Source organism: Campylobacter sp. BCW_6467, assembly GCF_001762855.1.
Taxonomy (GTDB): Bacteria; Campylobacterota; Campylobacteria; order Campylobacterales; family Campylobacteraceae; genus Campylobacter_D; species Campylobacter_D jejuni.
Genome location: NZ_MJXP01000023.1, coordinates 60,395 through 77,818 on the forward strand (window position 1 = coordinate 60,395; position 17,424 = coordinate 77,818).

20 protein-coding genes are annotated in these 17,424 nt (G+C 29.4%); all 20 read left to right on the forward strand.

Features of this window, described 5'->3' with window-relative positions:
* Positions 1–16 precede the first annotated feature (16 nt).
* Complete coding sequence (locus AJ888_RS03540) at positions 17–1,267, forward strand: adenylosuccinate synthase (protein WP_002862151.1); 1,251 nt, start codon at positions 17–19, stop codon at positions 1,265–1,267.
* On the forward strand, positions 1,264–1,692 hold the full coding sequence (locus AJ888_RS03545) for a flagellar export protein FliJ (RefSeq protein ID WP_002862150.1): 429 nt from the start codon (positions 1,264–1,266) through the stop codon (positions 1,690–1,692). The genes AJ888_RS03540 and AJ888_RS03545 overlap by 4 nt, the downstream gene beginning before the upstream one ends.
* Positions 1,685–2,203, forward strand: a complete 519-nt coding sequence (locus AJ888_RS03550; protein WP_002862149.1) for a MotE family protein — start codon at positions 1,685–1,687, stop codon at positions 2,201–2,203. Before AJ888_RS03545 ends, AJ888_RS03550 begins: the two co-directional genes overlap by 8 nt.
* 92 nt (positions 2,204–2,295) lie before the next feature.
* Positions 2,296–2,847, forward strand: a complete 552-nt coding sequence (locus AJ888_RS03555; protein ID WP_002851269.1) for a DUF507 family protein — start codon at positions 2,296–2,298, stop codon at positions 2,845–2,847.
* Entirely contained in the window at positions 2,847–3,965 is a 1,119-nt protein-coding gene (gene carA, locus AJ888_RS03560) for a glutamine-hydrolyzing carbamoyl-phosphate synthase small subunit (protein ID WP_002862148.1), read from the forward strand. Before AJ888_RS03555 ends, carA begins: the two co-directional genes overlap by 1 nt.
* On the forward strand, positions 3,962–4,621 hold the full coding sequence (locus AJ888_RS03565) for a sulfite exporter TauE/SafE family protein (RefSeq protein ID WP_002870873.1): 660 nt from the start codon (positions 3,962–3,964) through the stop codon (positions 4,619–4,621). The genes carA and AJ888_RS03565 overlap by 4 nt, the downstream gene beginning before the upstream one ends.
* Positions 4,618–5,829, forward strand: coding sequence for a butyrate sensor histidiine kinase-like phosphatase BumS (bumS, locus tag AJ888_RS03570; RefSeq protein WP_002862144.1), 1,212 nt, complete (start codon positions 4,618–4,620; stop codon positions 5,827–5,829). The genes AJ888_RS03565 and bumS overlap by 4 nt, the downstream gene beginning before the upstream one ends.
* Before the next feature lie 2 nt (positions 5,830–5,831).
* The gene (gene bumR, locus AJ888_RS03575) at positions 5,832–6,512 is read left to right on the forward strand and encodes a butyrate response regulator transcription factor BumR (RefSeq protein ID WP_002862143.1); all 681 of its coding nucleotides are present in this window, start codon (positions 5,832–5,834) and stop codon (positions 6,510–6,512) included.
* Between the two features lie 125 nt (positions 6,513–6,637).
* On the forward strand, positions 6,638–8,104 hold the full coding sequence (gene ccoN, locus AJ888_RS03580; RefSeq protein WP_002862142.1) for a cytochrome-c oxidase, cbb3-type subunit I: 1,467 nt from the start codon (positions 6,638–6,640) through the stop codon (positions 8,102–8,104).
* A 12-nt stretch (positions 8,105–8,116) separates the two neighbouring features.
* Positions 8,117–8,782 (forward strand): cytochrome-c oxidase, cbb3-type subunit II, encoded by a 666-nt coding sequence (gene ccoO, locus AJ888_RS03585; protein ID WP_002855439.1) that lies wholly within the window; start codon positions 8,117–8,119, stop codon positions 8,780–8,782.
* Between the two features lie 4 nt (positions 8,783–8,786).
* Positions 8,787–9,050 carry a cytochrome c oxidase, cbb3-type, CcoQ subunit gene (locus AJ888_RS03590; protein ID WP_002851307.1) on the forward strand — a complete coding sequence of 88 codons (264 nt, stop codon included), beginning with the start codon at positions 8,787–8,789 and terminating at the stop codon, positions 9,048–9,050.
* On the forward strand, positions 9,050–9,913 hold the full coding sequence (locus AJ888_RS03595; RefSeq protein WP_002862141.1) for a cbb3-type cytochrome c oxidase N-terminal domain-containing protein: 864 nt from the start codon (positions 9,050–9,052) through the stop codon (positions 9,911–9,913). The genes AJ888_RS03590 and AJ888_RS03595 overlap by 1 nt, the downstream gene beginning before the upstream one ends.
* The gene (locus AJ888_RS03600; RefSeq protein ID WP_072223679.1) at positions 9,910–10,131 is read left to right on the forward strand and encodes a DUF4006 family protein; all 222 of its coding nucleotides are present in this window, start codon (positions 9,910–9,912) and stop codon (positions 10,129–10,131) included. Before AJ888_RS03595 ends, AJ888_RS03600 begins: the two co-directional genes overlap by 4 nt.
* Positions 10,128–10,229 carry a hypothetical protein gene (locus tag AJ888_RS03605; protein ID WP_002858872.1) on the forward strand — a complete coding sequence of 34 codons (102 nt, stop codon included), beginning with the start codon at positions 10,128–10,130 and terminating at the stop codon, positions 10,227–10,229. Before AJ888_RS03600 ends, AJ888_RS03605 begins: the two co-directional genes overlap by 4 nt.
* Positions 10,226–10,828, forward strand: coding sequence for a hypothetical protein (locus AJ888_RS03610; protein ID WP_002870878.1), 603 nt, complete (start codon positions 10,226–10,228; stop codon positions 10,826–10,828). The genes AJ888_RS03605 and AJ888_RS03610 overlap by 4 nt, the downstream gene beginning before the upstream one ends.
* Complete coding sequence (locus AJ888_RS03615) at positions 10,815–11,336, forward strand: FixH family protein (protein WP_002862138.1); 522 nt, start codon at positions 10,815–10,817, stop codon at positions 11,334–11,336. Before AJ888_RS03610 ends, AJ888_RS03615 begins: the two co-directional genes overlap by 14 nt.
* Positions 11,333–13,699, forward strand: coding sequence for a PD-(D/E)XK nuclease family protein (locus tag AJ888_RS03620; protein ID WP_070277328.1), 2,367 nt, complete (start codon positions 11,333–11,335; stop codon positions 13,697–13,699). The genes AJ888_RS03615 and AJ888_RS03620 overlap by 4 nt, the downstream gene beginning before the upstream one ends.
* Positions 13,696–16,461 (forward strand): RecB-like helicase, encoded by a 2,766-nt coding sequence (locus AJ888_RS03625; RefSeq protein ID WP_070296131.1) that lies wholly within the window; start codon positions 13,696–13,698, stop codon positions 16,459–16,461. The genes AJ888_RS03620 and AJ888_RS03625 overlap by 4 nt, the downstream gene beginning before the upstream one ends.
* Positions 16,462–16,544: 83 nt before the next feature.
* Positions 16,545–16,970, forward strand: coding sequence for a 50S ribosomal protein L13 (gene rplM / locus AJ888_RS03630; protein ID WP_002779321.1), 426 nt, complete (start codon positions 16,545–16,547; stop codon positions 16,968–16,970).
* Between the two features lie 2 nt (positions 16,971–16,972).
* Positions 16,973–17,362 (forward strand): 30S ribosomal protein S9, encoded by a 390-nt coding sequence (gene rpsI / locus AJ888_RS03635; RefSeq protein ID WP_002851459.1) that lies wholly within the window; start codon positions 16,973–16,975, stop codon positions 17,360–17,362.
* The last annotated feature ends 62 nt before the right edge of the window (positions 17,363–17,424 follow it).

The window sequence follows — 17,424 nt, forward strand, 5'->3', positions numbered from 1 at the left end:
AATCAAGGAAATTTTTATGAGCAAAGCAGATATTATTGTCGGCATTCAATGGGGCGATGAAGGAAAAGGTAAGGTAGTTGATAAATTATGTGAAAATTATGATTTTGTTTGCAGAAGTGCAGGTGGACACAATGCAGGACATACGATTTGGGTAAATGGTGTAAGATATGCGCTTCATCTTATGCCAAGTGGAGTTTTGCATCCAAGATGTATTAATATTATCGGAAATGGAGTTGTGGTTTCTCCTGAAGTATTGATTGCTGAAATGGCTCAATTTGAAAATTTAAAAGGTAGATTATATATCAGTGATAGAGCTCATTTAAATTTAAAACATCATTCTTTAATAGACATTGCAAAAGAAAAACTCAAAGGCAAAAATGCCATAGGAACAACAGGTAAGGGTATAGGACCTTCTTATGCAGATAAGATTAATCGTACAGGACATAGAGTTGGAGAGCTTTTAGAACCACAAAGACTTTGTGAGGCTTTGATGAAAGATTTTGAAGCTAATAAAACTTTTTTTGAAATGCTTGAAATTGAAATTCCAAGTGCTGAAGAATTGCTTGCTGATTTAAAACGCTTTAATGAAATTTTAACTCCTTATATTACAGATACTACAAGAATGCTTTGGAAGGCTTTAGATGAAGATAAAAGAGTACTTTTAGAAGGAGCTCAGGGCTCTATGCTTGATATTGATCATGGAACTTATCCTTATGTTACAAGTTCAAGTACTATTTCAGCAGGCGCTTTAACAGGACTTGGGTTAAATCCTAAAGAAGCGGGAAATATTATAGGTATTGTAAAAGCTTATGCAACGCGTGTGGGAAATGGAGCTTTTCCTACTGAGGATAAGGGCGAAGATGGAGAAAAAATTGCACAAATTGGAAAAGAAATTGGCGTAAGCACGGGACGTAAAAGACGCTGTGGATGGTTTGATGCGGTTGCTGTAAGATATACAGCAAGGCTTAATGGTCTTGATGCTTTATCTTTGATGAAGCTTGATGTTTTAGATGGTTTTGAAAAGATAAAAATTTGTCGTGCTTATGAATATAAGGGTATGGAAATCGACTACATACCAAGTGATTTAGAAAATGTTCAACCTATTTATGAAGAAATGGATGGTTGGGATAAAGTTTTTGGTATAAAAGATTATGATTTATTGCCAGAAAATGCTAAAAAATATATAGCAAGACTTGAAGAGCTTGCAGGGGTTAAAGTAAAGTATATTTCCACTAGCCCTGAAAGAGATGATACTATCATCTTATGAAAAGTAAATATAATTCTGTTGTAAAAGTAAGAAAACAACAACTTGATAAAGCAGAATCAAATCTTAATCAAGCCAAACAAAGACAGCTTGAACATGAAAAAGCTTATGAACTTTCACGCCAAGAGTGTGAAAGTTTAGGCGTATTGCCAAAATCAGGATCTATAGCAGATTTAAGATCAAATTTAAGTATGGCGCAAGTAGGACGCGAGGCTTTGGCAAGAGCTAAGGAGAAAGTAGAACTTTCTAAAAAAGAAATGAATCATTATCAGTTTTTATATCAAAAAACGCATTTAGATTATGAAAAAATGAAGGCTTTGGAAACTGAAGAAATTAAACAAAAACAAAAAGAACTTGCGAAGGCTGAAGAAAAATTTTTAGATGAAATTGCAATCAGTCGTTTTTTCAAAGGGGAAAAAGATGATTAAAAAAATTATATTGTTAGTTTTTATTTCAAGTGTAGTTTTTGGAGCTGAACAAGATTGTGAGCAGTATTTTGAAGCTAGAAAAGCTCAAATTGAATTGCAAACTAGAGAATTTGATGAAGCAAGACAATCTTTAGAAGCTTATAAAGCCTCTTTTGAAGCTTTGCAAAAAGAAAGGCTTGAAAATTTAGAAAAAAAAGAGGCTGAGGTTAATGCAACTTTGGCAAAAATTGAAGAATTAAAGCTTGAAAACGTAAGGCTTGTAGAAGAGCAACAAAAGATTTTAAATTCAATCAATGATAAAACTCAAGGTAGGGTTAAAGAAATTTATTCCCAAATGAAAGATGCAGCCATTGCAGATGTTTTAAGTCAAATGGATGCAGAGGATGCAAGCAAAATAATGCTTTCTTTGGAATCACGTAAAATTTCAGGTGTTTTATCTAAAATGGATCCAAAAAAAGCTAGCGAGCTTACTTTGCTTTTGAAAAATTTAGATAATAATACTAGTAATTAGGTGATTAAAAGAATGAAAATTTTTCATTTTTAACATTCTTTTACCAAAAATAAGCTATTATTTCAAACATTATTAAATAAAAGGTTTTCAAGATGCGTATAAAATTACCACATATTCCTTATATCGCAAATAAAATGATGTTAGATATAGCTAATTCTTCTTTTGTAGAAATTAAAGATCAGTTAGAAAAGCTTAAGGTATGTATAATAGAAGTTTTAGAGAAAGATATTCTAAATGAAAGAAAATTAGATGAAAGAGTCAAAGAGCTTTTAGAGCAACAAGAAGATGAAATGGAGCTTATGCAAGTAGATCGTAAAAATATGTTTTGGCTTGTGAAGAAAAAGTTAGCTCCTGAATTTAATGTGATTTTAGATTCTGAAGATAGACATAATCATCTAGCGCATCAAATTTTAGAAGAACTTGTAGAGAATGATTATATTAATTTTATAGTGAGTGAAAATAGAGTTAAAAATTTAATCTTTTCAAGCATAGAGTCTTATCTTAAAATTTATGAAAAACTTGAAGATGAGGTTTATGAGAAAATTAGCAATTATAAAACAAAACCTATTCCAGGTAGTGAAGAATACGATCTTATCTTTGAAAAACTCTATCAAGAAGAGCTTAGAAAAAAAGGTATGTTTTAATGAAGGCTTATATTTATTTAGAAAATGATATTTTTTTAAGTGCTAAGGCTTTTGGAAAGAGCGGTACTTTTTTTGGAGAGCTTGTATTTAACACTTCTTTAACAGGGTATCAAGAAATTATTTCAGATCCTTCTTATGCAGGGCAATTTATCGTATTTTCCATGCCAGAAATTGGTATAGTGGGAACCAATGAAAATGATAATGAAAGTAAGGAAATTTTTGCAAGTGGTGTTTTAATGCGTGAATTAAGTTCCAGTTTTTCAAATTTTCGCGCTAAAGAAAGTCTGCAAGATTATCTTGAAAAACATGGAAAAATAGGAATTTATGAACTTGATACGAGATATCTAGTAAAAATGATAAGAAATAATGGCAATTTAAGAGCTGTAATTTCAACTGAAATTTCAAATAAAGAAGATTTAAAAATCGCCTTAGAAAAATCAGCAAAAATTGATGAAGTAAATTTTGTAAAAGAAGTTAGCACTAAGAAAAATTATTCTCATAAACAAGGTGTTTGGAACGCTAGTTTTCAAAAATTTAATGATGCTAAAAGAAGTGAGAAAAAAGTTGCTGTTATAGACTATGGTGTTAAAACAAATATCCTAAATGAACTTGTAGAAGTAGGTTTTGAAGTAGAAGTTTATCCATATAATATTAAAGCAAATGAGTTGATTACTCTGTATAAAAAAGGTGAAATTCAAGGTGTGTTTCTTTCTAATGGTCCAGGTGAGCCAAGAATTTTAAAACAAGAGATTGCAGAGATTAAAAAACTTGCAGAAGCTAAAATTCCTATGCTTGGAATTTGCTTAGGTCACCAGCTTTTAAGTAATGCTTTTGGATATGAAACTTATAAAATGAAATTTGGACAACATGGAGCAAATCATCCTGTGATCAATCTTGATACAAAAACGGTAGAAATTACCGCACAAAATCATAATTATAATGTTCCAGAAGAATTAGCTCAAGTGGCTCATATCACTCATAGAAATTTATTTGGCGATAATGTTGAAGGAGTAAGATATAAAGACTATCCTATTATTTCAGTGCAACATCACCCGGAAAGTTCTTCAGGTCCTCATGAAAGTAAGTACATTTTTAAAGAATTTATGAATTTGATGTGAGTATAGATTTTTTAGCTATTATCAGCGTTGCTTTTTTATCTAGTTTTGGACACTGCTATTCTATGTGTGGTGGTTTTAATTTACTTTTTATAAATTTAAATTCAAAAAGCAATAATTTATTTTTATTAACTTTTATTTATCATTTGTTTAGAATTTTTGCTTATATTGTTTTAGGGATAATTTTTGGGACTTTTGGGAATATCTTGGCAATCAATGCTAAGGTTCAAAGTTTGTCATTTTTTATTCTTGGTATATTTATGATGATTTTGGGTTTTGCTCTTATTTTTAGAGGCAATATGTTATCTTTTATTGAAAATAATGTTTTTTTTGATAGTTTTGTAAAGAAAATTATTAAAAAATCTAAAAATTTTAAAGGATTAAAATCAGCTATATTTTTAGGATTTTCAAATGGTTTTGTTCCTTGTGGATTGGTGTATTTTTTTATAGCCAATGCAATAAGTAAGCAAAATATTTTTGAAGGTATTTTGGTAATGATGATTTTTGGAATATCAACTTTACCTGCGATGTTATTTTTTTCTAAAATTTCACAATTTTTTAGTGATTTTTTGAAAAATTTGTTTAATTATTTATCGTATGGCATTATTGTTTGTTACGGTATAAATCTTGCCTATATAGGTTTTAAGGCTTTTCAATGAAAGATTTTTTTAAAGATCAGTTTTTTAAAGCTCTGGAAAAAAATACAATTTTTTCAAGAGCTGATGTGCAAGGAAATTTAATTTTTGTCAGTGATAAGCTTTGTCAAATAAGTGGATATAGCAAAAAAGAGCTTATAGGAAAAAAACATTCAATATTTAAACATCCAGATGTTGATGAATGTTATGTTGAGAAGCTTTTAAAAGATCTTTCATATAAAAAGCCTTATCAGGTTATTTTTAAAAATATTGATAAATTAGGCAAAACCTTCTATCTTGAAACTTTGTTAATCCCTATATTGGATAAAAATAATGAATTAATAGAAATAGTAGCACTTTCTCATGATGTCAGTAATTCTTTTAAGCTTAATGAAGAGCTTGCTCTAAATCACGCTAAATTAAGAGAATTAAGTATTAATCTTGAAAATACAGTTAAAAATCACCAACAAGAATTTATACAGTTAGGTAAAAAATTTGAGAAAAAAATGAAAATTGCCTTGGAAAAAAATGAAAAAGATATTAAAATAGCATATGAAGAGATTTTGAAATCTTCATTAGAACAAATGATTAGTGATATAGCACATCAATGGAGACAACCGTTAAATGAGCTTGGTATTGCCATGTTTCAAATGAAGCAAAATCTTAAAGATGAAAAAGGATTTGCTGAAATTTATTCACAATCAAAAGATATGATTAAAAATATGTCAGAAACAATTGATGTGTTTAGAACTTTGTTTAACAAAGGAGTAGAGCAGTGTGTATTTATAAAAGAGACTTTAAATAAAGCCTTAGAAATTGCTTTTGAAACTATAGAAAAAAATCATGTAAATATTAATATTGTTTCGAAAAGTGATTATGAAGTTTTGGCGTATGAGAATGGTTTAATAAGAGTTTTTCTTAATTTGATTTTAAATTCAATAGAGGCATTTAAAAACAAAAAAAGGAAAATCATAACAATAAATTTTTCAAAATTTGGAAAAAACTATCTGAAAATTACAATAAAAGATAATGCTGGTGGGATTGATAAAGAAAATTTAGATAAAATTTTTCAACCTTATTTTACAACAAAACATCCCAGTCAGGGTATAGGAGTAGGACTTTATATAAGTAGACAAATTATTGAAAGTTTCCAAGGAAAAATAAAAGTTAAGAATGGAAAAGATGGGGCTTGTTTTGAGGTATTTTTAAAACTAAAAGAGAGGGTAGAGTAGAAATGTCACAAGAATGTAAAGAATTGATAATATTAGTAGTTGAAGATGAAATTAAGACTAGAGAATCATTGATTAATGTATTAAGCGAACGCTTTAGTAAAGTAATCGGAGCTCAAAATGGAGATGAGGGGCTTAAAAAATTTAAAAAATTTAAGCCGGATTTAGTTATCACAGATATTGCTATGCCTATTATGGATGGGCTTGATATGGCAAGAGAGATTAAGGAAATTTCAGATGATGTCCCAATTGTTGTTCTTAGTGCGTATTCAGAGAAAGAGAGACTTTTGCGTTCTATTGATATTGGTATAGATAAATATTTGATTAAACCTGTTGATATAGAAGAGTTGTTTAAAGTTTTAGATTATCTGATAGGCGAAAAAATTGAAGCAAATATGCTTGTAAAAATTTCTGAAGAATATCAATTTAACAAAACTAAAAGAACTTTGATTTACAATGGTGAAGAAATTGTTTTAACTAAAAAAGAATTAGCTTTTATTTCTTTGCTTTTAAAGCAACCTGGGGCTTTGGTTTTGCATGAAGATATAAAGAAAAATGTTTGGATAGGTGAACATGTAAGTGATACTGCTGTTAGAACTTTTATTAAAAGAGTAAGAGATAAAGTGGGTGAAGATTTTATAAAAAATGTACCAAGTTTAGGTTATAAGATAAATATCAATAAATAAGACTGATTTAGCCTTAAAATATAAAGCATAACAAATGATTAACAAAATTATCATTTTTAAGAAAAAATGTATAATTAATATTCTATAATATTCTCTTGTTATCAAAAATTTTAAGGAGAAAGTCGATGCATCCAGGTAATGTATTAAATTACGACTATACGGTTGCAAGATATTTTATGTTTACAACCGTATTGTTTGGCATTGTTGGTATGGCTATAGGAACTCTTATAGCTTTTCAAATGGCATATCCTAACTTAAATTATTTAGCAGGAGAATATGCCACTTTTTCAAGACTTAGACCACTTCATACTTCAGGTGTGATTTTTGGTTTTATGCTTTCAGGGATTTGGGCAACTTGGTATTATATAGGTCAGCGTGTTCTTAAGGTAAGTATGGCTGAGTCAAGATTTTTAATGGCTGTTGGTAAGCTTCATTTTTGGCTTTATATGCTTACTATGGTTTTAGCTGTTATATCTTTGTTTATGGGTGTGACTACATCTAAAGAATATGCAGAGCTTGAGTGGCCTTTAGATATTCTTGTTGTTCTTGTTTGGGTTTTATGGGGTGTAAGTATTTTTGGACTTATTGGAATTCGCCGTGAAAAAACTCTTTATATTTCTTTATGGTATTATATAGCTACATTTTTAGGTATAGCTATGCTTTATCTTTTTAACAACATGGAAGTACCAACTTATTTTGTTACTGGAATGGGTAAATGGTGGCATAGTGTATCAATGTATGCAGGAACAAATGATGCTTTAGTACAATGGTGGTATGGACATAATGCTGTGGCATTTGTATTTACTGTGGGTATTATTGCTCAAATTTATTACTTCTTGCCAAAAGAAAGTGGTCAGCCGATTTTCTCTTATAAACTCTCTTTATTTGCATTTTGGGGCTTAATGTTTGTTTATCTTTGGGCAGGTGGTCACCATTTGATTTATTCAACTGTACCTGATTGGATGCAAACTATGGGTTCGGTTTTCTCTATAGTATTGATTTTACCTTCTTGGGGTTCAGCGATTAATATCTTACTTACTATGAAAGGTGAGTGGAGCCAGCTTCGCGAGAGTCCATTGATTAAATTTATGATTTTGGCATCAACTTTCTATATGTTCTCAACACTTGAAGGGCCAATTCTTTCAATTAAGTCTGTTAATGCTTTAGCACACTTTACAGATTGGATTCCAGGACATGTTCATGATGGAACATTAGGTTGGGTAGGATTTATGACTATGGCTGCGCTTTATCATATGACTCCTAGAGTTTTCAAAAGAGAGCTTTATAGCAAATCTTTAATGGAAGCTCAATTTTGGATCCAAACCACAGGTATAGTTCTTTATTTTGCTTCAATGTGGATTGCGGGTATTACTCAAGGTATGATGTGGAGAGCGACAGATGAGTATGGTAACTTGCTTTATAGCTTTATTGATACTGTTGTGGCTATTGTTCCTTATTATTGGATTAGAGCGATTGGTGGATTGTTGTATCTTATTGGTTTCTTTATGTTTACTTATAATATTTACAAAACAATTGCTTGTGGAAGAGTGCTTGATAAAGAACCAAAAAGCGCTTCGCCTATGGCAGCATAAAAAGGAGAAAATATGTTTAGTTGGTTAGAAAAAAATCCATTCTTTTTTGCTGTAGCTGTTTTTGTAGTGATTGCTTATGCAGGCATAGTTGAAGTTTTACCAAATTTTGCAGAAAATGCAAGACCAATTGAAGGTAAAAAACCTTATACGGTTTTACAACTTGCAGGGCGTGCAGTATATATTAAAGATAGTTGTAATGCTTGTCATTCACAGCTTATTCGTCCATTTAAATCAGAAACAGATCGTTATGGTATGTATTCTGTAAGTGGTGAATTTGCTTATGATAGACCTTTTCTTTGGGGTTCAAAAAGAACAGGACCTGATCTTGCTCGTGTAGGAAATTATAGAACAGCTGATTGGCATGAAAATCATATGTGGGATCCTACTTCTGTTGTTCCAGATTCTATTATGCCTTCATATAAGCATATGTTTAAAAATAATGCAGATATTGAAACTGCTTATGCTGAGGCTTTAACCGTGAAAAAAGTTTTCAATGTTCCTTATGATACAGAAAATGGAACAAAACTTGGTTCTTGGGAGGATGCGCAAGCTGAAGTAAAAGCTGAAGCTCAGGCTATAGTTGATCAAATGAAAAATCAAGAAGTAAAAGATGCTTTTGCTAAAGGTGAAATCAAAGAAATAGTTGCTTTGATCGCTTATTTAAATAGCTTAAAGTAAGATGATGGAACATTTATCAATAGTTTTTGATGTGATTAAAAATTTAATCACATTTGATTTAGCAACAGTTCAAAAACATGAGTGGGAGATTTTCCAAGGTTATGGTTTTTTTGCACTCGTGATGTTTTTGTCAATAGTATTATATGCGTATTGGTATCATTTATATAGAACAGAAAAAAAAGGTGAGAGAAATTATGAAAATTATGCAAACCTTGCCTTAAAAGATGATATTGATGATAGTGTATTAGAAAGTAAAAGGAGTGCTTAATGCAATGGTTAAATTTAGAAGATAATGTTAATCTCTTATCTTTAATTGGAGCTATTCTTATCATTTTAATCACACTAGTTATTGTGAGTAGAATGTTTAAGCAGATGAAAGAAAAAAAAAGCGAGTCAGAGCTTAGTGAACATAGTTGGGATGGAATAGGAGAGTATAAAAATGCTGTTCCTACTGGTTGGGCTGTGGTATTTTTCCTGACTATTGTTTGGGCTATTTGGTATTTTCTATGGGGATATCCTTTAAATTCTTTTTCAAGTATAGGTCAATACAATGAAGAAGTAGCAACTCATAATACAAAATTCGAAGAAAAATTTAAAAATTTATCTCCTGAAGATAAAATAGCAATGGGTCAAAATATCTTTTTAGTTCAGTGTTCAGCTTGTCATGGAATTACAGGCGATGGTATCAATGGTAAAGCTCAAAATTTAAATATTTGGGGTAGTGAAGAAGGTATAATCAATGTAATTAAACATGGTTCAAAAGGTATGAATTTTCCAGGTGGAGAAATGCTTGGTGCTGCTGATTTAGGTGTGGCAGAAGAAGATATCCCTGCTATTGCTGCTTATGTAGCAAAAGATCTTTCAGCTATTAAGAAAACTGCAAATGAAAATTTAGTAGCAAAAGGTAAAGAAGCTTATGCAACTTGTGCAGCATGCCATGGAGAAGATGGAAAAGGTCAAGATGGAATGTTCCCAGATCTTACAAAATACGGTTCTGCAGCTTTTGTAGTAGATGTTTTACATAGTGGTAAGGCTGGTTTTATAGGAACAATGCCGAGTTTTCCAACACTTAATAATATTCAAAAAGAAGCTGTTGGCGAGTATGTAATTTCTCTTTCAAGGGGTGAATGATGGAAAATAATAATAGATGCGTGTTTTCTCTTTCAGGTGTTACAGGTATGTTAATTGCTACGGTTTTATTACTTGCTATCTTAGTAGTTTTAACTATTTGGGGTCTTAAAGCTCAGCAAGAAGTGATGCAAAAGCCATATAGTCTTAAAGATGCACAAAGTGTAAAGATGTTTGGTTCAAAAGAACAAGATCATAGAAGTATAAAGGAAGCACAATGAGTAAGGCTTTGGAATATTTAATTGTTATTGGTTTAGTTGTTGCTGCTGCAATCACCGCTTGGTCGGTTTTAACTGTAAATCATCTTCATATAGGATGAAAAAAATATTACAAGATGGCTTTTTTTTAGCCATCTTCTTCTTTGTTTTATTGCCTTCTAGGGTTTTTGCTCTTGATGCTGTACTTTTTAATGAAAATATTTTAAGTCAAAAAGTAAGTAATGAGATTAATCTTATAGGAAAAGAGCTTTACCAAAAAAGTAATATTTTTATCGGCGTTATGGTTGGTGATGAAACTGAAATTGAAACTTTATTAAATAAACAAAAAGAACTTCCTCAATCTTATATATTGCTTCTTTTGTCAAAAAATTCTCACAAAGTTGATATAGTGGGCTCAAAAGGTGCTTTAGCTTTGATTGATAAAGAATCCGTGCTTAGTCCTTATCCTGGAACAGGATCTATTTTACCGATATTAGCTACAAATAAAGGTGATATTTATAATGCTGCTATACTTAATGGTTATGCAGATATTGTAGATCGTGTGGCAAAATCCTTGGGATTACAATTAGAACATTCTATAGGTAATGCAAATCGTGATACTATCAATATCTTAAGAATACTTATCTATGGATTTATTTGCTTTGCATTGTTATACTATGCACAAAGAAGAATAAAGAGGAAAAAAAATGTTAGAAACTAAAAGAAGTTTTTGGCCTTATGGTATTTTGCTTTCACTTTTGGCTATAATTATTGCTTGTATTGTAACGATTTTTATAGCAAGTCACCATCCTGTATATGAGGATGATTTTTATTTTGACTCTTATCAAAATGTTGAAAATAATTACAATCAAATACAAAAACAACAAGTAAATTTTGATAAATTTTTTAAAGTAAATTTTCAAAATGATAAAATCACTTTTATAGGTAAAAGAAAAATTCCTAGTTATGAAGTGGATCAAAATTCCTATGTTGCAAATTTTAAAATTTCTGCATTACAAAATATAAATTCTGATGATTTAAAAGTTCAAGTTCTTCTTACAAGACCATTCACTAAAAATTTTGATCAAAAGTTAGAAGGACAAGTTAAAAATGGAATTTTAAGTATCGCTTTACCTAAATTAGATAAAGGTAGATGGGAGCTTAAGCTAAAGTTTTATGCAAATCAAGAAACAGTGGGTTTTTTTAGCTACGAATTAAATGCTCAATGAAATTAAGAATTTTTAGTTCTTCAAGACAAATTAGAGAGTATTATAACCAAAAAAAACAGCAAAATGCTTTATTAGATAGTGCTATTCATATAGGTGAATTTTTAGATAAAGTTTGTTTGAGTAATTTTCATAAGGCAAGTTCTTATGAAAGCTTACTTTTAATGCAAGAAGCTTGTCTAAAAAGTAAGGATTTAGAAAAAAAACTAGGAATTTCGGTAGAATTTTTTGCTTTTTTGAAAAATAACGAATATCTTTTTTCCTTTTTCAAAGAACTTAGTTTAGAAAAAAAAAGCATAGAAGATCTTAAAAATAATGATTATTATGCCACCTATAATGAACATTTGGAAATTTTAGATGAGGTATATAAGAATTATCTTGTTTTGCTTGAAAAGAATTCTTTTTATGATGATCTTTCTTTGCCTAAAAATTACACTCTTAATAAAGATTTTTTAGATGAGTATGAAGCTATAGTTTATGATTTGCAAGGTTTTTTGAGTAAATTTGAAGAAAATTTATTAAGTGAAATTTCTCAGATTAAAGAAGTGGTTTTAAGTTTTAAAACAAGTAAATTTAATCTCGAATATCTTTTAAAACTTGATTTTTTAAAAACATTTGATTTAAAAATAAACACTCATTATGAAATCAATCTTTCAAAACAAGAGATCTTAAAAGAAGAAATTTTTAAAACAAAAAATTCAAAAATTAAACTCAAATCTTTTGAATTAAGGGCTTTACAATGCGCCTTTGTTATGGATGAAATTTCGCATTTTGTACGCAAAGGTTTAAAGTCTGAAAATATTGTAGTTATAACTCCAGATGAAAGTTTTTGTGAGTTTTTAAGGCTTTTTGATAAAGACAATATGCTTAATTTTGCAAGTGGGATTAGTATTAAAGAAAGTTTATTTTATCAAAAATTTCAAGCACTTTATGAAAGTGCTAGTAGTGCTTCTTTTGTTTATAAAAATCAAGAGGATTATTTTGAAGATACGCAGATGATTTTTGATTATCACAATACACTTTTACATTCTTTAAAGCTTGATTTTATAGAGTTTAAAAAGTATTTTGATGAGAAATGTGATTTTGAATATTTTGAAAAATTACTTGCTTTATTTTTAGAAAATGAAAAGCAAGAACTTATTTATTTGATACGAAAAGAACTTTATTTTATTAAAGATTTATTAAAAAATCAGTCTTTAACTCTTAAAGAGTTGATCCATCTTTTTTTCATGCAAATTTCACAACTTTCCCTTAGTGATGTAGGTGGAGGTAAGGTTACGGTAATGGGACTTTTAGAAAGTCGTGGGCTTTGTTTTGATGGGGTGATTTTGGTTGATTTTAATGAAGAATTTATTCCCAAAAGAAGTGTTAATGAACTTTTTTTAAACAATGAAGTGCGTAAAAAAGCAGGATTGATTAGCTATGATAGAAGAGAAAATTTACAAAGATTTTATTATGAAAGCTTGATGAAGAATGCTTTAGAAATAAGTATTTGCTTTGTGGAAAATGAAGAAAAAAGCAAATCACGTTTTTTAGATGAACTTGATTTTGACTTTTTTTATGAAACTCATATCCACCAAAAAGCTTATCTTAATGCTTTAAAATTAGACTATGAAGGTATAAAACCTAATCTAACTCCTATAAAAGCTCCTATTTTAAAGCATAATCCTTTCGAGTTTCCGCTTTCTTTTAGTCGTTTTAATTTATTGGAAAATCAAAAAAGAACTTATTATTATCGTTATATTTTAAATTTAGCAGAACCTAGGGTTTTAAGCGAGGAAAGCAAAGCGAAAAATCAAGGAAATTTCATCCATAAAATGCTTGAAATTTATTATAAAAATTATGCAAATAATGATTTTGATATAAAAGTTTTTACAAATTTATTGGATAAAGAATATCAAAAATACAATATCAGTGAACTTGATCTTGAAGTATTTAAATTAAAATTTATACAATTTGCTAAAAACGAAAAAGAGCATTTTTCAAAAGGCTTTTATGTCGCACATACAGAGCTTGAGTTAAACAATATTTTAAAACTTGGAGCAGATAGTATAAAACTTAAGGGCACTATAGATCGTATCGATAGTTCAAAAGAAGGTAATTTGATCATTGATTATAAAAGTGGAAAAGTACCAAGTAATTCTTATCAACTTGCTTTTTACCAAGCCTTATATGATGAAAATGCAAGCGTAGGTTTTTATGATTTAAATAGTATGCAAATATTGCACCAAAAAGCTAAAAGTTTAGATGAGCTGAGAGAAAGACTTAAAGATTTGGTTCTTATGAGCAAGGAAGAAATAGAGTTTGAAAATGAACAAGATGAGTATTGTCCTTATAAACTCATTTATAAAAAGGAATTAAAATGAGTCAATTTGAGCTTTTTTTGGCATTAGAAGCGAGTGCGGGAAGCGGAAAAACCTTTGCTTTGAGTGTGCGTTTTGTAGCACTTATTTTAAAAGGAGTTAGGATTAATGAAATTTTAGCTTTGACTTTTACCAAAAAAGCTGCTAATGAAATGCAAAAAAGAATTATTGAGACTTTTTTAAATTTAGAAAAAGAAAATAAAACCAGTGAATGCAATGAACTTTGCAAGCTTTTAGGTAAAGATAAAGAAGAGCTTATTTCTTTAAGAGATGCTAAAAAAGAAGAATTTTTAAGAATAGAGTTAAAAATCAGTACTTTTGATGCTTTTTTCGGAAAAATTTTGCGTGTTTTTGCTTTAAATTTGGGCTTAAGTAGTGATTTTACAATGAGTGAAGAGAGGCTTGATGTAAGAGAGATTTTTTTAAAACTTCTTAAAAAAGATGAATTAAAAGATTTGGCTTATTATATTAATTTAGTTGATGAGAAAGAAAATTTTTTTAACGAGCTTGAAAAATTTTATGAGAATGCTTATTTTCAAAATCTTCCTAAAATTCCAAATCCATCTAAAGCTTATATCAATAAAGCCTATAGTGAGTTAAGAAGTTATTGTTTGGGTCTTACTCATGTAAAAAATTATAAAAATTTGTGTGACAATTTTAAAAGCGAAGTTTTAGATTTATCCGTGTTTATGCAATCAAGCTTTATGACAAAATTTGAAAGTACAAAATATTTACAAGATTTAGAAAGCACTAACTTGCATTTTAGCGCAAAGAGAATGGAGCTTATAAATGCTTTAAATACCTATGCCATAGAGCTTGAAAATTATAAAATTGCTAATTTAATGAATCTTTTAAATCATTATAGTGAAGCTAAAAATATATTTCATAAAGATAAAAATACCTTAAATTTCCAAGATGTGAGTAAAAAAGTTTATGAGCTAATAACCAGTGAATTTAAGGATATGATTTATTTTCGTTTAGATGGTTTTATTTCGCATTTGCTTATTGATGAATTTCAAGATACAAGCGTGATTCAATATCAAATTTTACGCCCTTTGATCGCTGAGCTTGTTTCAGGAGAAGGAGTTAAGAAAAATCGCACTTTTTTTTACGTAGGAGATAAAAAACAAAGTATTTATCGCTTTCGTAAAGGAAAAAAAGAATTATTTGATTTGTTAAAACAAGAATTTAGTCAAATTAAAAGTGATAGTTTAAATACTAATTATCGCTCTAAAGAGCTTTTGGTTGATTTTGTTAATGAAACTTTTAAAGAAAAAATCAAAGATTATAAAGAGCAATTTGCCTTAGAAAGTAAAAAAGGTGGTTTTGTGCGTATTGTGGAATCTAAAGAACAAAAGGTTAAAAACCAAGCCCAAGAAATCAAGGAAAAGACTTTAGAAACTTTATTTGAGCAAATTAATTTTTTAAGATCTAAAAATATTTCTTATGATGATATTTGTATTTTGTGTTGGAAAAATAGCGATGCAGATATGGTTTTGGATTTTTTAAGAGAGCAAAAAATTCCTGCGTTTACTCAAAGCAATGTTTTACTTGAAAATAAAGCAAGCGTAAGACTTGTTTTGGAATATGCTAAATATTGTATTTTTGGTGATGAGTTTTACTTGGTATTTTTAAAAGAACTTTTAGGTTTTGAGCCGAGAAAAATCACCCTTGATTTTTCAAAAAATGCTATGGAAAATGTACTTTTTTTAATAAAAGAATTAAAACTTGATTTAAATGATATCGCTTTAATGCAATTTATCGAATATGCTAAAACTAAGGAAAATTTTTTAAAGCTTTTATTTGAGCCTTGTACTTTGAAAATAGTAAGCGAACAAAATATGGGTATTAGTATTATGAGTGTGCATAAATCTAAGGGTTTGGAATTTGATCATGTGATTTTGCTAGATAGTTTATCTAAAAACAATTCAAACAATGAAGATATCATGCTTGAATATGATATCAATCAAGGTTGGCAACTCCATATTAAGGATAAAATTCGAGAGCTTACTAAAGAGCCTATTTATACCCTTTTTAAAGAAAATATTACAAGAGCAAATTATGAAGATGATATTAATAAACTTTATGTGGCTTTTACAAGAGCTAAGGAAAGTTTGATTATCATAAAAAGAAACGAAGAAAGTGTAAATGGAAATTATCCAAGTTATTTTAAGGGGGGATTTTTAAATATACATTCTCAAGAGAGAGGTTTTTTAGAAAGCAAAGAGCAAATTTTAAGTGTTAAAAAAGAAAGTATTCAAGCTTTACAAAAATTTGAAAAAATTAGCCCACAAGAAGTTCAAAGTGAAGAAAAGCTTGATAGTAAAGAGCTATATTTTGGAAATGCTTTTCACTTTTTTATGCAAAATTTAAAACTCCCTAAGGGTGAAAATTTTCAAATACTTACTCAAAGATGCAAGAGTAAATTTAGACATTTTTTAGATGAGAGTGATTTTGAAAAGCTTTTTAAAAGAATTGAAATTTTACTTAAAAATATTCAATTTCAAAATTTGATTGGTGATGGAAAGCTTTTAAAAGAACAAGCTTTGAGTTTTAATGGAGAAATTAAACAATTAGACTTGCTTGCCTTAAAAGATGAAGAAGCTTTCATAATTGATTATAAAACAGGTCTTGCTATGCAAGATAAACATAAAGAGCAGGTAAGAACTTATAAGATGGCCATTAGTGAAATTTTGAAAAAAGATAAAGTGCGTGCTTTTATAGTTTATTGTTTGGAAAATGAAATTCAAATTTTGGAAATATAAACTTTATTTTTACTTAAATTAAGTAAAAATTAATATTATTTTTTATACAATCACATTTTAAATTTTTGGCAAAGGTAAAAATTATGACAAAGATAACAAAGCCAAACGAAGTAAAACGAGAATGGATTGTTTTAGACGCAGAAGGCAAACGCTTTGGTCGTCTTTTAACTGAAGTAGCAACAATTTTGAGAGGTAAAAACAAGCCTTGCTTTACTCCAAATGTTGATTGTGGTGATTATGTAATTATCATCAATGCTTCAAAAGCTGTATTTACAGGTGCTAATAAAGCAGAAGATAAGCTTTATCATAGACATTCAGGATATTTTGGAAGTGTAAAAAGCGAAAAATTTGGTGATTTACTTGAAAAAAATCCTGCAAAATTATATAAATTAGCAGTTAGAGGTATGCTTCCTAAAACAAATTTGGGCAGAGCTATGCTTAAAAAATTAAAAATCTATGCGGGTAGTGAGCACCCACACACTGCGCAAATTGCTAAAGAAGGAAAATAATCATGGCAACAACATACGCAACAGGTAAGAGAAAAACTGCTATCGCAAAGGTATGGGTAAAACCAGGTAGTGGTAAAATTAGTGTTAATGGTGTTGATTTAAACACTTGGCTTGGTGGACACGAGGCGATTAAGCTTAAAGTGGTTCAACCTTTACTTGTGACTAAACAAGAAACTTCAATGGATATTAAAGCAACTACTTTAGGCGGGGGCTATAGTGCTCAAGCTGAAGCTTTAAGACATGGAATTTCAAGAGCTTTAGCAGCTATGGATGCTGATTTTAGAGCCTTATTAAAACCTAAAGGACTTCTTACTAGAGATAGTAGAACTGTTGAGCGTAAAAAATATGGACGCCGCAAAGCAAGAAGAAGCCCACAATTCTCTAAACGTTAATATTTTTGGTGGGATTTTCCCACCTTTCTACAATTTTTTATAAAACTCATCCTTTTTTCTAT

Excerpts from the sequence above, each read along its gene's own strand:
- AJ888_RS03540 (WP_002862151.1), top strand. The coding sequence starts at position 17 with ATGAGCAAAGCAGATATTATTGTCGGCATTCAATGGGGCGATGAAGGA.
- AJ888_RS03550 (WP_002862149.1), top strand. The coding sequence starts at position 1,685 with ATGATTAAAAAAATTATATTGTTAGTTTTTATTTCAAGTGTAGTTTTT.
- AJ888_RS03625 (WP_070296131.1), top strand. The coding sequence starts at position 13,696 with ATGAGTCAATTTGAGCTTTTTTTGGCATTAGAAGCGAGTGCGGGAAGC.
- bumS (WP_002862144.1), top strand. The coding sequence starts at position 4,618 with ATGAAAGATTTTTTTAAAGATCAGTTTTTTAAAGCTCTGGAAAAAAAT.
- AJ888_RS03620 (WP_070277328.1), top strand. The coding sequence starts at position 11,333 with ATGAAATTAAGAATTTTTAGTTCTTCAAGACAAATTAGAGAGTATTAT.
- rpsI (WP_002851459.1), top strand. The coding sequence starts at position 16,973 with ATGGCAACAACATACGCAACAGGTAAGAGAAAAACTGCTATCGCAAAG.
- AJ888_RS03555 (WP_002851269.1), top strand. The coding sequence starts at position 2,296 with ATGCGTATAAAATTACCACATATTCCTTATATCGCAAATAAAATGATG.
- AJ888_RS03610 (WP_002870878.1), top strand. The coding sequence starts at position 10,226 with ATGAAAAAAATATTACAAGATGGCTTTTTTTTAGCCATCTTCTTCTTT.
- AJ888_RS03615 (WP_002862138.1), top strand. The coding sequence starts at position 10,815 with ATGTTAGAAACTAAAAGAAGTTTTTGGCCTTATGGTATTTTGCTTTCA.
- AJ888_RS03600 (WP_072223679.1), top strand. The coding sequence starts at position 9,910 with ATGATGGAAAATAATAATAGATGCGTGTTTTCTCTTTCAGGTGTTACA.
- ccoO (WP_002855439.1), top strand. The coding sequence starts at position 8,117 with ATGTTTAGTTGGTTAGAAAAAAATCCATTCTTTTTTGCTGTAGCTGTT.
- bumR (WP_002862143.1), top strand. The coding sequence starts at position 5,832 with ATGTCACAAGAATGTAAAGAATTGATAATATTAGTAGTTGAAGATGAA.
- ccoN (WP_002862142.1), top strand. The coding sequence starts at position 6,638 with ATGCATCCAGGTAATGTATTAAATTACGACTATACGGTTGCAAGATAT.
- AJ888_RS03545 (WP_002862150.1), top strand. The coding sequence starts at position 1,264 with ATGAAAAGTAAATATAATTCTGTTGTAAAAGTAAGAAAACAACAACTT.
- AJ888_RS03605 (WP_002858872.1), top strand. The coding sequence starts at position 10,128 with ATGAGTAAGGCTTTGGAATATTTAATTGTTATTGGTTTAGTTGTTGCT.
- AJ888_RS03590 (WP_002851307.1), top strand. The coding sequence starts at position 8,787 with ATGGAACATTTATCAATAGTTTTTGATGTGATTAAAAATTTAATCACA.
- AJ888_RS03595 (WP_002862141.1), top strand. The coding sequence starts at position 9,050 with ATGCAATGGTTAAATTTAGAAGATAATGTTAATCTCTTATCTTTAATT.
- carA (WP_002862148.1), top strand. The coding sequence starts at position 2,847 with ATGAAGGCTTATATTTATTTAGAAAATGATATTTTTTTAAGTGCTAAG.
- rplM (WP_002779321.1), top strand. The coding sequence starts at position 16,545 with ATGACAAAGATAACAAAGCCAAACGAAGTAAAACGAGAATGGATTGTT.